Source organism: Bradyrhizobium sp. 170, assembly GCF_023101085.1.
GTDB lineage: Bacteria > Pseudomonadota > Alphaproteobacteria > Rhizobiales > Xanthobacteraceae > Bradyrhizobium.
The window spans coordinates 3,444,755-3,459,476 of sequence record NZ_CP064703.1 but is presented as its reverse complement, the minus strand read 5'-3'; the positions used below and the strand labels follow the sequence as shown (position 1 = coordinate 3,459,476).

Below are 14,722 nucleotides of genomic sequence, written 5' to 3'. Positions count from 1 at the left end.
AAGGCGCGGCTTCCGATCAGGCTTTCTGACCACGACTAGACCGCGCGATTTCCGCGATGATTCCAGGCACTGCAAATGTTATCTCGTCGTCATGTCCGAGGCCCGACCTCCGGCAGGACGATAAGCTGATCTCTCTTTCAAGCTGCTTAGGAGTTTTATTCAAATCGTCTTGATTGTCGGGGCGGGGTAACGAAGTAGCGGTGCCGAAATCCGCAGCCACCATGGATTCCGGGCTCGCGCTCAAGCGCGCCCCGGAATGACGCAGCTCAATGAAAATCGCGTGACGACGGCAGGATGCGGACGTCGCGTGGATGGCGAATTTTTTGCGCGGGCGCGTCGACGTGATCGCGTCGGTCGTCGTTGAGCGGCTCGATCAGCGCGGGGCCAGCCGGGACGGGATGCTTGCGGCTCGGCGCATCATTGGCGAGGCCGATCAGGTCGTGGGAGCGGTCGAACATCCGCTGCGCCACCAGATGCGTCACCTGTTCGGGGCTGCTCTGGATATAGCCTTCCACCAGAATCAGGCGGGCGCCCATCACTTCTTTCCGGTACTGCTCCATCACTTTGGGCCACACCACGATATTGGCGATGCCGGTCTCGTCCTCGAGCGTCATGAAGACGACGCCCTTGGCGCTGCCCGGACGCTGCCGCACCAGCACCACGCCGGCGCAACTGATACGGCGCTTGTCGTTTGTGTGATTGACGTCCTTGCAGGCGACGACGCGCTCCCTGGTAAACCTCTCGCGCAAAAATTCCATCGGGTGGCCCTTCAGCGACAGCCGCACCGTCTGGTAATCGGCGACCACCTGTTCCGGCAGCGGCATCAGCGGCAACGGTTTTGCGTTCTCGTCGGGCTGCTCGCGCGCGACCGCGGCTTCGAACAGCGGCAGCGGCACGTCGTCGGGCAGCCGCCGCACCGCCCACAATGCCGCGCGGCGGTCGAGCCCGATGGAGCGGAACGCATCGGCGTCGGCCAGCAGGATCAGCGCGCGCTTGGGAAGTGCGGTGTCACGGGCGAATTCTTCCAGCGAGGTGAAGGGCCGGCGCGTGCGGGCGGCGACGATGCGGTCGGCCCAGTCTTCGGCTTTCTCAACGTTGTCATTCCGGTGCACGCGAAGCGTGAACCCGGAATCCATTGAGCCGCATTGTCGCTGAGAAATGGATTCCGGGCTCGCGCTTCGCACGCCCCGGAATGACGACTGAAGTTGTTTCAACCGCTCCTCATCTTCGTCAACCCAACTAAATCCATCGATCTGGCGGAAGCCGAGACGCACCGCGCAATATTTCCCATCCCCCTGCTCCAGCGTGTTCTGCGCAAAGCTGTAGGACACATCGATCTCGCGCACCTCGACGCCGTTGGTGCGGGCGTCACCGACGATCTGGGCCGGCGCGTAGAAACCCATCGGTTGCGAGTTGAGCAGTCCGCAGCAGAAGGCGTCGGGGTGATAATGCTTCAGCCATGAGGAGATATAGACGAGCTGCGCAAAGCTCGCGGCATGGCTTTCCGGAAAGCCGTAACTGCCAAAACCCTTGATCTGCTCAAAACAGTTTTGGGCAAACTCCGGCGCGTAGCCGCGCGCGATCATGTTGCCGATCATCTTGTCCTCGAACTTGCCGATGGTGCCGACGTTGCGGAAGGTCGCCATCGCGCGGCGCAGGCCGTTGGCTTCCTCGGGCGTAAACTTTGCGGCTTCGATCGCGATCCGCATCGCCTGCTCCTGGAACAGCGGCACGCCGAGTGTCTTGTGCAGCACCTTGTACAGTTCGTCGGGAGGTCCGTGTTCGGGCGACGGTGACGGATAGTTTTGCTTCTCGACGCCGTTTCGCCGCCGCAAGTACGGATGCACCATGTCGCCCTGGATCGGCCCGGGGCGTACGATCGCGACTTCAATAACGAGATCGTAGAAGGTGCGCGGTTTTAAGCGCGGCAGCATGTTCATCTGGGCGCGGCTCTCGACCTGGAACACACCGAGCGATTCACCGCGGCACAGCATGTCGTAGACGTTTTCGTCGTCCTGCTCGACGGTGGCGAGTTCCCAGCGCTCGCCCTTGTGGTCGGCGATGAGATCAAAACATTTGCGGATACAGGTCAGCATGCCCAAGGCCAGCACGTCGACCTTCATCATGCTGAGCGCGTCGACGTCGTCCTTGTCCCATTCGATGAAGGTGCGGTCATCCATCGCGGCATTGCCGATCGGCACATAGGTGTCGAGCCGGTCCTGCGTCAGCACATAGCCGCCGACATGCTGCGACAGATGACGGGGGAATTCGATCAACTCGGTCGCAAGTTCGACCGCGAGCTCGACCATCGCATTTTGAGGGTCCAGCCCGGCCTGCCGGACCTGCATCTCGTTGAGGCCCTTGCCCCAGCTTCCCCACACCGTATCGGCGAGCGCCGCGGTAACATCCTCCGTCAGCCCCAACGCCTTGCCGACGTCGCGGATCGCGCTGCGGGGACGATAATGGATGACGGTGGCGATGATGGCGGCGCGGTGGCGGCCGTAGCGGCGGTAGACATATTGCATCACCTCCTCGCGCCGCGAATGTTCGAAATCGACGTCGATGTCGGGCGGCTCCAGCCGCTCCTTGGAGATGAAGCGTTCGAACAGCAGATCGACCTTGGTCGGGTCGACCGAGGTGATGCCGAGCACGTAGCAGACCGCGGAGTTGGCCGCCGATCCCCTTCCCTGGCACAGGATGTTCTGGCTGCGCGCGTAATGAACGATGTCGTGCACGGTCAGGAAATAATGCGCGTATTTCAGTTCGGCGATCAGTGCGAGTTCTTTCCGCAAGGTGGCGCGCAGCGTGTCAGAGATCACCCCGCCGAAATATTTGTCGACCCCGGCCCAGGTGAGATCTTCGAGATGCTGCTGCGCGGTCTTGCCCGGCGGCACCGGCTCGTCCGGATACTGGTATTTGAGCTGGTCGAGCGAGAAGCTGATGCGGCCGGCAAAGCGCATGGTTTCCACGATGGCCTCGGGAATATCGCGGAACAGCCGCGCCATTTCGTAGGGAGGCTTCAGGTAACGCTCGGCATTGGCCTCGAGCCGCCTGCCGATCGCGTCGATGGTGGTCTTCTCTCTGATACAGGTGAGCACGTCCTGCAGCCGACGGCGGGCGGGATGGTGGTACAGCACCTCGTTGGTCGCCAGCAGCGGCACTTTTGCCGCAAGCGCCAGCCGATGCAGCCGCGCCAGCCGGCGTTTGTCGTCGCCGCGATAGAGCAGGCTTGCGGCAAGCCAGACGCCATCGGCGCGGCCACCCTTCAGACGCTGCAGAATTTCCTGCGCGCTCACCGCGTCGAAACGATGCGGCAATGCCAGCACCAGAAGCTGCCCCTCGGCGAATTCCAGCAGGTCATCGAACCGCAGATGACACTCGCCCTTTTCGATCCGCGTGATGTCGTCGCCGCGCTTGCCGCGGGTAAGTAACTGGCACAACCGGCCATAGGCGGCGCGGTCGCGCGGATAGACCAGAATATCGGGCGTGCCGTCGATGAAGACGAGGCGCGTGCCGATCAGAAGCTTTGGCTTGTGCTTGACCTCGGGATTATCGAGTTCCTTGTAAGCGCGCACCACGCCGGCCAGCGTGTTATGGTCGGCAATCCCGATCGCGGGAATGCCGAGTTCGCTCGCCTGATGCACATAGGCGCGTGGATCGGAGCCGCCGCGCAGGAACGAGAAATTGGTGGTGATGCCGATCTCGGCATAATTGCTGACGGGAGTTTTCATGCGAACAGCCCGTGCACGAACCATCTGACCGATGTGGGCTCGCCTTGCTCATCCGCCAATTCGCTTTCATAGAGCCCGTCGCGAAAGATCCAGAAGCGCAAGCCCGCTTCGTCCTCGATGCGAAAATAATCCCGCGTCGGCCCATCGCCGTTCTGCTTCCACCATTCCATGGCGATGCGTTCGGGCCCCTCCACCCGCACCACCGCGTGCGTGACGTGGCGCCAGGTGAACTGATGCGGCGGGCCGTCGGGCACGGTTGCGAACGGCACCTTGATCGGCTCCGGCCTGTCGAACAGCCGCAGCGGCCGTAGCGGCGGTTCGCTTTCGATGCGCTCTGGCCATGCCGCCTGTGCGGCGGCTGCCAGATGATGCTGCGCCGTTACGGCCAGCACGGCGCTTTCAGGAATGTGAGTATCCTGCGGCAGATGCACGACAACACGCTTGCCCCCGATGCGCGCGGCGATGCGGTCGATCAGCGCGGCCAGTTCGTCGTTGTCATGCACGTTGGCGTCGAGGTCGCGCTGCTGCTGCACCACGATTTCGGTGCGGCTGGCGGACAGGCGGATGAGATCGAAGCCGAAGCCGGGATCGAGGGGATCGTTGAGCGCATCGAGCCGCTCGCGAAACAGGCGGTCGATCACCTCTGCCTTCGTCACGGGGCGGCCGGTATCGACCGAGATGGTGCGCACCGCGCCGTCGGTGCGGAAAAAGCTTGCGTCCAGCCGCCGCGCGCCCTTGCCCTGCTTGTCCATCGCCGTGACCAGCATGGCCGCGAGCGCGGACAGGTTCATCACGATCACGGTGTCGGTAGCGACCGGTTCGGGAAAGCGCTTCTCGACGATGTAATCCGGCAGCGGTTTTCGAGGGCTGATCGGGGCATCGCCCTCGCCCAGCGCCTGCTCGAGCAAGGTCGTGAAATGAGCGCCGAACCGCGCCGTGATCTCGTGACGTCCGCGCGCGGCAACGTCGCCGATGGTCTTCAGGCCGGCGCGGCGCAGGCCGCCGGTGATGGCATCACCGGCGCCGAGCGCGGAGACCGGCAGCGGGCTGACGGCCGCGGCCTCCTCGCCATCGGCAACGATCTTTCCGGAAGTCTGGCGCGTCAGCGTCCGGGCGCAGATCGCGGTGCTCGCGATCGCGGCGCTGACGGCAAAGCCGCGTCGGCTCAATGCACCGCTCACGATCTGCAGCAGCGCGCGCTCGCCGCCGAACAGATGGGCGCAGCCGGTGATGTCGAGATAGAGCCCATGCGGCGGATCGAGCGCCACCAACGGGGTGAAGCGGTCGCACCAGTCGGCGATGTCATCGAGCGTCTTGCGGTCGGCGACCTCGTCGGCGTCGAACACCGTCAGTTCGGGGCAGATCGCGCGGGCATTGGCGAGCGGCAGGCCGATCGAGAGGCCGGCATGTACGGCGGCCTCGTCGAGGGCATGAATCAGGATGGCGTTGTGCTGCTTGGCGACGACGACGCTGGGGGCATCACCCAGCGCGACGCTGTCCTGCGTAAGCTTGCGTTTGATGCGGTCGATGGGCAGGCGTGGCAGCCACAGGCTGAGGATACGCCGACGGTTCGCTGAAAAGGCACTCATCACATTTCCATTCCATGATCCAGCGGCCGACCGGGCCATGACGGTTACGAACCAGTTGCGCGTCGAAGACGGGCGCGCCCCACGCACCCCAGTGTGACGCCGGCGGCGAATGCGCCGCGCGCACTATCCATCTTGTCTCCGCGGTCGAAGGCCGCGGCTCCGCGGCCATCCGCAGCAGCAATGCGGTGACGCCGGAGGCTGCCGCGGCCAATGTAAGTTTGCGGCTGGCGACGAGATCGAGCTGGCGGGCCTGCCCCCAGACTTCCAGCACGACGGCGCCGAGCGCATCGCAGGCCAGCGCGTCGGCGGCGGTCCGCAACGCGGCGTCGGTGTCCGGGGCGCGCACCGTCACGAGCAGCCGCGGATCGAGACCCAGTTCGCAAAGCCCGCTCATCGACAGCGCACCGGATTCGATTTCCGAAAAATCCTGCCGCACCCAGACCAGCGGCCGGCGTGGCGATACCCTTCCCGCGAGCCCTGCGATGAAGCCGGTTGCCGCCGCGCTCTGATGGCCCTCGGCGAACACTTCATGCACCACTGCGATCGCAAGACCGCCCTGCAGCGTCGCATCCGCTGCCGCATGGCCGAGCGCGACCTTGTTGAGATCATGCGCATCGCCATGCGTCTCGATCCGCTCGATGCGCCCTCGCAAATTCGCAAGCGTGCTTGTGTGTGCGGTGCTCATGCCCCGCTCCTCTGGGAATTTTGGCCTTTACCGCTTTTTCCTAGTGAACCCGCGGCTGGCTCATTTGTTCATGATATGTTCTAATATAAAGCTAACCGGACTGGCAGAGTCAATCGAGATCGACGCTTTGGTAATTCATGAATGGAATCAAAGGGATTCAACGATGGCCGTGCAACGTAAGCTGGAAACCCTGGCGGATTCCAACCTCGTACGCGGCATCCTCCAGAAGGCGCTGCCGTTCATCGTGCTCAGCGATCACGGGCCCTTGTTGCATCTGCTGGATGGCGCAGGGCTGAAGGAGCGGTTCAAGCCAAAGGCGGCGCAATTGGAATTTGGGTTTTGACCACAGCCGACCACGGCCGTCATTGCCTGCGACAAACGCGAAGCGTTTGCGCAAGGGAGCGAAGCGACGAAGCAATCCATGCCTCAACAAGTGGAGAAATGGATTGCTTCGCTTCGCTCGCAATGACGGGGAGGAGAAAATGCACCACATCACCCTCGACGGCGAAACCGATTTCGACGGCTGGCGCAAAACCGCCCGCGCGCTGGCGCTGAATAATGTAAAACCCTCCGACGTGAGCTGGCGCGTGGCTGATGATGCGCCCGAACTGTTCGAGCCGTCGGCGCCGCCACTTGCGCCACCAGACGGCACGTTCAACGTCCCTGCCAAATTCGTTGAACTGGCTGACATCGCGGTCCTGCACCGCAACCCCGAGCGGTTCGCCCTGCTCTATCGCCTGCTGTGGCGGTTGCGAACTCATCACGATCTGCTTGATATCGCGACCGATCCCGACGTGGCGCAGGTCGCTGCGATGGCGAAGGCCGTACGCCGCGACGAGCACAAAATGCATGCCTTTGTCCGCTTCCGCGAAGTCGGCCGCGAGCAAAAATCGCACTTCGTCGCCTGGTTCGAGCCGGAGCACCACATCGTCGAACTGGCCGCGCCGTTCTTCGCGCGGCGTTTCGCCGACATGCCCTGGTCGATCCTCACGCCCGATGTCTGCGCGCATTGGGACGGCCATGCCGTCTCGATCACGCCGGGCGTAGCCAAAAGCGAGGCCCCGACGGCGGATCGGCTGGAGGAAACCTGGCGGCGTTATCACACCAGCATTTTCAATCCGGCGCGACTGAAAGTGCAGGCCATGCGTAAGGAAATGCCCCGGAAATACTGGCGGAACCTGCCGGAGGCCTCGATGATTAAACCCCTGATCGAAGACGCCGGGCGCACCGCAAGCGCGATGATCGCGAACGCGGCAACCGAACCGCACAAGCCGCAGAAGCGGCTGGAACCGCCTGAGGCAAACGAAATGGTCCGCAAACAGGCTGACGATATCGAAACGCTGCGTGAAGAAGCCGCCGACTGCCGCGCCTGCCCGCTCTGGAAAGACGCCACCCAGACCGTGTTCGGCGAGGGTCAGCAAACAGCGCGGATCATGCTGGTCGGCGAGCAGCCGGGCGACAAGGAAGATCTCGCCGGCAAACCATTCGTCGGGCCTGCGGGCCAAATGCTCGACCGCGCGCTGGAAGAAGCCGGGATCGATCGCCGCAAAGTTTACGTCACCAATGCGGTGAAGCATTTCAAATTCGTGCCGCGCGGAAAAATCCGCCTGCACCAGAAGCCGAACACGCCGGAAATCAAGGCCTGCCGGCAGTGGTACGAACGGGAACTGGCCGCGATCAAACCCGATCTGGTGGTGGCAATGGGCGCCACCGCGGCGCAAAGCGTGTTCGGGAAAATCACGCCGATCAACAAGAACCGCGGCCACCCGATCGATCTCGACGACGGCACAAGGGCGCTGGTGACGGTGCACCCATCCTATCTGTTGCGATTGCCCGATGCCGATGCCAAGGCACGGGAATTCCGGCGTTTCGTTCAAGATCTCAAAATCGCCGCCGACATGCTACGAAAATCGGCACATGCGGCCTAAATCCTGCCAACCCGGCAGCCGCAATATCTGGTGAAATATCACGGGAAAAATTGACAATCCCATCTGCAACCATTAATTGATGGATTACACAATCGCATTCTCAAGGGAATGTGGGACGTCTGGTCACGCCATGGCGCTCCCATACGGTCGACGCGCTGCGCGGTACCCCTTCAGCCCCGGCGCCGTGCAGCGCGCGACCCACTCTTCCTCTTGCCTTGTGGCGTTCTTCCTCTCGCCTTGTGGCGCCGCAGCGCGCGTCCCGCCCGGCGTTCTATCCGCCAGCCGAACAAATCCATCCCAGCGGCAAATAACGCGGGCTTCTAACCCCTCGCCGCGGCCTCCAGTTCTGCAATATCGAACTTGACCATCTTCAGCATGGCCTCCGCGACGCGCCTGGCCTTGTCGCGGTCGGGATCATTTATCAATTCACCGAGCCGCCTGGGTGCGATCTGCCAGGAGAGGCCCCATCGATCCTGCAGCCAGCCGCATTGCTCGATCCAGCCGCCCTCCTTCAAGGCATCCCACAAGCGGTCGATCTCGGCCTGCGTGTCGCATTCGACCATGATCGAAAAGCTGTGGTTGAACGGGTCGAGGGGGCCAGCCTCGATCGCCATGTAGCGCTGGTCGCCCAGGCTGAAGGCTGCGATCTTGACGCTGCCCGCGGGACCACTCGGGCTCTCGGCAGGCAGGGACGAAACCCAGTCGACCGATGAGCCACGGACGAGCGAGGTGTAGAAGCCGATCGCGGCCTCCATGTCCTTCTCAAACCAGAGATGCTGCGTGACCTTCATCGGTGCGGCCTTCCTCTATCTGATATTCGGCCGCACGCGCGCGGCCCTTCTGTGCCAAGGACGGATGGAGGGGGCCGGCGCCCGACAGCGCAATTAAATTTTTGTAGCGGACGATCAACCCTGAACTAACAAACTGGTTCAAGCGGCATCGCTTCACCTCTCCACCACCCATGTGCTGTCATCCGGCGTCGCCGGCACGAGGCGGCCAACGGCTCGGGCCAGCAGATGGCGACATTCGCAACCTCCTGATGGCGTGGATGCTGACGCTGCCGGCCGCGATCTGCCTCTCGGCAAGTCTCTACGTGCTGTTCTCGATCCTGTTCTGACGCCATCGGCAGCCCCGACGGACGCCGGAACCAAACTCCAGCCTTCTGCTTTCCGCAGGGTACCCTGACCGATGATTACGGCAGGGCATCGATGTCCACGCGAACCAACGCGCTGCAGCCGGAGCCCGCCATGACCAAACTACCCCTGAATGGCACGACGCCGATCCAGGACCGCATTCAGGCGGAAATGCTGGATAGTTTCGATGAGGAACTGGAACTAGAAATCGACGACGATCGCCTCGATGCGCTGACCAATGAATTTGCCGACCATACGGCACAGGAGACGATCGATCGGCGCGTCTACTTCAAGGAATTGTTCCGTCTGCAGGGTGAACTGGTAAAATTGCAGACCTGGGTGCAGCACCACAAGCTCAAGGTGGTGGTGATTTTCGAGGGGCGCGATTCCGCCGGCAAGGGCGGCGTCATCAAGCGCATCACCCAAAGGCTCAATCCGCGGGTCTGCCACGTCGCGGCGCTTCCGGCGCCGAACGAGCGTGAGCGCACGCAATGGTATTTCCAGCGTTACGTTTCGCATTTGCCGGCCGGCGGCGAGATCGTGCTGTTCGACCGTAGCTGGTACAACCGCGCCGGCGTCGAGCGGGTGATGGGCTTCTGCACTGAAGACGAGGTCGAAGAATTCTTCCGGTCGGCGCCGGAATTCGAGCGTATGCTCGTACGCTCCGGAATCATCCTCATCAAGTACTGGTTTTCCATCACTGACGAAGAGCAGTATTTGCGCTTCACGATGCGGATCCACGATCCGCTCAAGCAGTGGAAGCTAAGCCCGATGGATGTGGAATCGCGCAGCCGCTGGGAGCAATACACCAAGGCCAAGGAAGCGATGCTGGAGCGTACTCACATTCCGGAAGCTCCCTGGTATCTGGTCGAAGCCGACGACAAGAAGAAGGCACGGCTGAACTGCATCGCGCATCTGCTCGAGCAAATTCCCCACCAGGAAATCAAGCGCGAGCCGGTGGTACTGCCGCCGCGGGTTCGCAACCCGGAATATAGCCGCGGGCCGATTCCACCCGAAATGTACGTGCCGGAGCGCTATTGAGCGGCGGACTGCGCGCGCCGGGGATACGGCTGATGACACACGGCTGCGCATTTCCGGATGCCGCTGGAAATCTCGATCGCGACGTCAGACATTGAAGACGAGGCACCTACCCGCATTTCAAGTGGCGGTTGAGCGACAAAAAAATGAAGGCCCGCACTGGAGATACGGGCCTTCCTTGATGTGACCTCGCACTTCATGTGCGATCGAAGTTGAAGTGACGTCGGGCGCTTTTACGCCGCCGCCAGCTTGTTCTCGACCAGCTTGATCCAGTACGAGGTGCCGTACACGATCGCCTCGTCGTTGAAATCATAAGCGGGGTGATGGAGCCCTGCGCTGTCGCCATTGCCGCAGAAGATGAAGGCGCCCGGCCGCGCTTCCAGCATATAGGAGAAATCTTCCGCGCCCATGAGCGGCGGCATGTCGTGGACGTTCTGGGCGCCGGCTACTTCCCTGGCTACCTGCGTGGCGAAGTCGGTTTGGTCGGCATGGTTTTTGGTCACGGGATAGCCGCGCTCGTAAACCAGATCGATTTTGGCGCCGGTCATTTTGGCCACGCCATCACACACCTCGCGGACCCGCTTCTCGACCAATTCGCGCACTTCCGGGGTCAGGGTGCGCACCGTCCCCCGGAGTTCAGCGGTCTGCGGGATGACGTTGCGGGCGTTGCCGGCGTGGAACTCGCAGATCGAGATCACGGCTGAGTCCAGGGGATCGAGCGTTCGCGAGACGATCGACTGCAGGGCGGTGATCACCTGCGAACCGACCAGGACGGAATCGATGCACTTGTTCGGGCGGGCGGCGTGTCCGCCGAGGCCCTCGATCTTGATGTCGATCGAGTCGGTCGCGGCCATGACCGGACCCGGTCGGATAGCAAAGGAGCCGACCGGAATCCCCGGGCCGTTATGCATGCCGTAGACCTGCTCGATGCCGAACCGGTCCATCAGGCCGTCCTTGATCATGGCGGCGGCGCCCGCACCGCCCTCCTCGGCCGGCTGGAAGATCACGACCGCGTCGCCGGCGAAATTCCGGGTCTCGGCGAGATACCGCGCTGCACCCAAAAGCATCGCGGTGTGCCCGTCATGGCCGCAGGCGTGCATCAGGCCCGGCGTCTTGGAGGCGTGGGGCAGATTGGTTGCCTCCTCGATCGGCAGCGCGTCCATATCGGCGCGAAGCCCGATCACCCTGATCTCGCCCTTGCCGGGCTGCTTGCCCTTGATGACGCCGACGACGCCGGTGCGGCCGAGGCCGGTGGCCACCTCGTCGCAGCCGAATTCGCGCAGGCGGTCAGCCACGAATGCTGCGGTGCGGTGCACCTCGTACAGCAGTTCAGGATTTTCATGGATATCGCGGCGCCAGGCCTGAATATCGGGTTGCAGATCGGCGACGCGGTTGACGATGGGCATGGGATTTCTCTGGCCTCAAAGGTTGGAACATTCAGCAGCATCCTTAGCATGCAAGCGGCGGTCCACCCAACACTCTGCCGCAGAGCCCCATCCACCCGGGAGCTTGGCCGCCAGGGCAGGAACGCCCGGCGAAGCCTTAGCCCGACCCTTGGCAGCCCGACCCTTGGCGGGTTACGCGGCCAGCGTGCTCTCGACCAGCTTGATCCAGTAAGAGGTGCCGAACACGATCGCCTCGTCGTTGAAATTGTAGGCGGGGTGATGGAGCCCTGCGCTGTCGCCGTTGCCGCAGAAGATCAGCGCGCCCGGCCGCTGCTCCAGCATGAAGGCGAAATCTTCGCCGGCCATCAGCGGCGGCATCACATGCACATTGGCATCGCCGGCGATTTCCTTGGCTGCCCGCGTCGCGACATCCGTCTGCTCGATATGGTTGACCGTTACCGGATAGCCGCGATCGTACGTCAGGTCGATCCTGGCGCCGGTGACCTGCGCCACGCCGGCGACGACCTCGCGGACCCGCCTTTCGACCATTTTCCGCACGTCGCCGTTCAGGGTACGGACGGTGCCCGCCAGTTCAGCAGTTTGCGGGATCACGTTGCGGGCGTTGCCGGCGTGAAATTCGCACATCGAAATGACTGCCGATTCCAGCGGATCGACGCTGCGCGACACGATCGACTGCAGCGCCGTGATCAACTGCGCGCCGACGAGGACGGAATCGATGCTTTTGTGCGGCTGCGCGGCGTGGCCACCGCGCCCCTCGATCTTGATGACGACGGCATCGCCTCCGGCCATGATCGGACCGGGCCGAAGCGCGAACGCGCCGACCGGAATGCCCGGACCGTTATGCATGCCGTAGACCTGCTCGATGCCGAAACGGTCCATCAGGCCATCGTTGATCATCGCGACGGCGCCCGCGCCGCCCTCTTCGGCCGGCTGGAAGATCACGACCGCGTCGCCGGCGAAATTGCGGGTCTCGGCGAGATAGCGCGCCGCACCCAGCAGCATGGCGGTATGGCCGTCATGGCCGCAGGCGTGCATCAAGCCCTTCGTCCTGGAGGCGTAAGGCAGATTGGTCGCCTCCTCGATCGGCAGCGCATCCATATCCGCCCGCAGCCCGATCACCTTCACGTCACCCTTGCCGGCGGGCTTGTCGCCCTTGATGACGCCGACGACGCCGGTGCGGCCGATGCCGGTAATAACCTCGTCGCAGCCGAATTCCCGCAAACGGTCCGCCACCAATGCCGCGGTGCGGTGCACGTCGTAGAGCAATTCCGGGTGTTCATGAATATCCCGGCGCCAGGCCTGGATGTCGGGTTGCAACTCGGCGACGCGATTGACGATGGGCATGGAGATAACAGGCTTTCCGGCTTTGAACGCTTCTGCCCCTGTAGCATGCAAGGGGCGGTCCAACCAACGCACCTGCCGCAGGGCCCCATCCATGCGACGGCGAATGACCGGGCTTGTACCGGCCACCCACGTCTGACTAATAAACGCCCAACAAGACGTGGATGCCCGGAACATCTAGCGCGAAGACGCGCTTCGCGCTTTTGTCCGGGCATGACGGCGTCGATGGGTGGAAACTGAGAGATGCCGAAGCGGCTTGAGGGCGATTTCGACTATATCGTGGTTGGCGCGGGAACCGCCGGCTGCATCATGGCCAACCGGCTGTCTGCCGATCCGAAAAACCGCGTGCTGATCCTCGAGGCCGGCGGCAACGACAACTGGATCTGGTTTCACATCCCGGTCGGCTATCTCTTTGCGATCGGCAATCCCCGCTCGGACTGGATGTTCAAGACCGAGGCAGAGCCCGGGCTCAACGGGCGGGCGCTTGCCTATCCGCGCGGCAAGGTGATCGGCGGCTCCTCCGCCATCAACGCCATGATCTCTATGCGCGGGCAATCCGCCGATTACGATCACTGGCGGCAACTCGGCCTGACCGGCTGGAGCTATGACGACGTCAAGCCGCTGTTCAAGCGGCTGGAGGATCATTTCCTCGGCGAGAGCGAACATCACGGCACCGGCGGCGGCTGGCGGATCGAGGCGCCGCGGCTGTCCTGGGACATTCTCGACGCGGTCGGCGATGCGGCCGAGGAAATGGGCATCAAGCGCATTGCCGATTTCAACACCGGTGACAACGAAGGCACGAGCTATTTCCACGTCAACCAGAAGCGCGGCCGGCGCTGGTCCTCGGCGCGCGGCTTCCTCAAGCCGGTCCTGAACCGCGCCAACCTGCGGCTGGAAAAGAACGTGCTGGTCGACCGGCTGATCATCGAGAATGGCCGCGCCGTCGGCGTGCGCTTCATGCAAGGCAATGAAGTGGTCGAGGCCCGCACCAAGGGCGAAGTCGTTTTGTGTGCGGGATCAATCGGATCGACGCAGGTCTTGCATCGATCCGGCATCGGGCCATCAGACTGGCTGTCGCCGCTCGGCGTCGATGTGGTGCTCGACAAACCTGGCGTCGGGCGCAACCTGCAGGACCATCTGCAGCAGCGCGCGATCTACAAGGTTTTTGGCGTCCGCACGCTGAACGAGACCTATTACAATCTGGTGCGGCGCGGCCTGATGGGGCTCGATTATGCGTTCCGCCGCCGCGGGCCGCTGACCATGGCGCCATCGCAACTCGGCATCTTCACCCGCTCCGACCCGCGCCGCGAGCGCGCCAACATCCAGTTTCACGTTCAGCCATTGTCGCTCGACAAGTTCGGCGATCCCCTGCATCGTTTTCCCGCGATCACCGTCAGCGCCTGCAACCTGCAGCCGACCTCGCGCGGCACCGTGCGGATTCGCTCGGCGAAACCTGCCGAGGCGCCATCGATCGCGCCGAATTACCTCTCGACCGATGACGACCGCCAGGTCGCAGCGGATGCCATCCGCACCACGCGGCGGCTGATGAAACAGAAACGGCTCGAGCGATATCATCCGCAGGAATACCTGCCCGGCCCCAGCGTCGGCGACGATGACGCCTCATTGGCGAAAGCTGCCGGCGACATCGGCACCACGATCTTCCATCCGGTCGGGACCGCGAAGATGGGCACGGCGAGCGACCCGATGGCGGTGGTCGACGAGCGGCTGCGCTTCTACGGCATCGCGGGACTACGTGTGGCCGACGCGTCGGTGATGCCGACGATCACGTCGGGCAACACCAATACGCCGACGGCGATGATCGCGGAGAAAGGTGCTGCGATGATTTTGGAGGATGCGCGATAGTCCCTCCC

At 63.2% G+C, this 14,722-nt stretch carries 10 protein-coding genes and 1 pseudogene; 5 read left to right on the top strand and 6 right to left on the bottom strand.

What is annotated here, in order from left to right:
- Positions 1 to 266: 266 nt before the first annotated feature.
- From IVB05_RS15975 to IVB05_RS15965, 3 genes are read right to left on the bottom strand one after another with little or no spacing between them, the layout of a single operon-like run.
- The gene (locus IVB05_RS15975) at positions 267 to 3,731 is read right to left on the bottom strand and encodes an error-prone DNA polymerase (RefSeq protein ID WP_247785302.1); all 3,465 of its coding nucleotides are present in this window, start codon (positions 3,729 to 3,731) and stop codon (positions 267 to 269) included.
- Positions 3,728 to 5,320, bottom strand: coding sequence for a DNA polymerase Y family protein (locus IVB05_RS15970; RefSeq protein ID WP_247785300.1), 1,593 nt, complete (start codon positions 5,318 to 5,320; stop codon positions 3,728 to 3,730). The genes IVB05_RS15975 and IVB05_RS15970 overlap by 4 nt, the downstream gene beginning before the upstream one ends.
- Positions 5,211 to 6,005: a DNA repair protein gene (locus IVB05_RS15965; RefSeq protein WP_247785298.1), complete on the bottom strand. Its 795-nt coding sequence runs from the start codon at positions 6,003 to 6,005 to the stop codon at positions 5,211 to 5,213. The genes IVB05_RS15970 and IVB05_RS15965 overlap by 110 nt, the downstream gene beginning before the upstream one ends.
- Positions 6,006 to 6,168: 163 nt before the next feature.
- On the opposite strand from IVB05_RS15965, the gene IVB05_RS15960 reads away from it, so the two are divergent.
- Positions 6,169 to 6,348: a hypothetical protein gene (locus IVB05_RS15960; protein WP_247785297.1), complete on the top strand. Its 180-nt coding sequence runs from the start codon at positions 6,169 to 6,171 to the stop codon at positions 6,346 to 6,348.
- Positions 6,349 to 6,487: 139 nt separating this feature from the next.
- Complete coding sequence (locus tag IVB05_RS15955; protein ID WP_247785296.1) at positions 6,488 to 7,933, top strand: UdgX family uracil-DNA binding protein; 1,446 nt, start codon at positions 6,488 to 6,490, stop codon at positions 7,931 to 7,933.
- A 320-nt stretch (positions 7,934 to 8,253) separates the two neighbouring features.
- On the opposite strand, the gene IVB05_RS15950 is transcribed toward IVB05_RS15955, so the two are convergent.
- A complete protein-coding gene (locus IVB05_RS15950; protein ID WP_247785295.1) occupies positions 8,254 to 8,724 on the bottom strand; it encodes a VOC family protein in 471 nt (156 codons plus the stop codon).
- Between the two features lie 157 nt (positions 8,725 to 8,881).
- On the opposite strand from IVB05_RS15950, the pseudogene IVB05_RS15945 reads away from it, so the two are divergent.
- Positions 8,882 to 9,050 (top strand): annotated as a pseudogene (locus tag IVB05_RS15945) (inorganic phosphate transporter); the annotation flags it as partial.
- Positions 9,051 to 9,180: 130 nt separating this feature from the next.
- Positions 9,181 to 10,107 (top strand): polyphosphate kinase 2, encoded by a 927-nt coding sequence (gene ppk2 / locus IVB05_RS15940; RefSeq protein ID WP_247785294.1) that lies wholly within the window; start codon positions 9,181 to 9,183, stop codon positions 10,105 to 10,107.
- A 230-nt stretch (positions 10,108 to 10,337) separates the two neighbouring features.
- Here the strand turns inward: ppk2 and IVB05_RS15935 are convergent, their stop codons facing one another.
- Positions 10,338 to 11,510 carry a M20 aminoacylase family protein gene (locus IVB05_RS15935; protein ID WP_247785293.1) on the bottom strand — a complete coding sequence of 391 codons (1,173 nt, stop codon included), beginning with the start codon at positions 11,508 to 11,510 and terminating at the stop codon, positions 10,338 to 10,340.
- 171 nt (positions 11,511 to 11,681) lie between these two features.
- A complete protein-coding gene (locus tag IVB05_RS15930; RefSeq protein WP_247785292.1) occupies positions 11,682 to 12,854 on the bottom strand; it encodes a M20 aminoacylase family protein in 1,173 nt (390 codons plus the stop codon).
- Between the two features lie 240 nt (positions 12,855 to 13,094).
- On the opposite strand from IVB05_RS15930, the gene IVB05_RS15925 reads away from it, so the two are divergent.
- Positions 13,095 to 14,714 carry a GMC family oxidoreductase N-terminal domain-containing protein gene (locus IVB05_RS15925; RefSeq protein ID WP_247785290.1) on the top strand — a complete coding sequence of 540 codons (1,620 nt, stop codon included), beginning with the start codon at positions 13,095 to 13,097 and terminating at the stop codon, positions 14,712 to 14,714.
- The last annotated feature ends 8 nt before the right edge of the window (positions 14,715 to 14,722 follow it).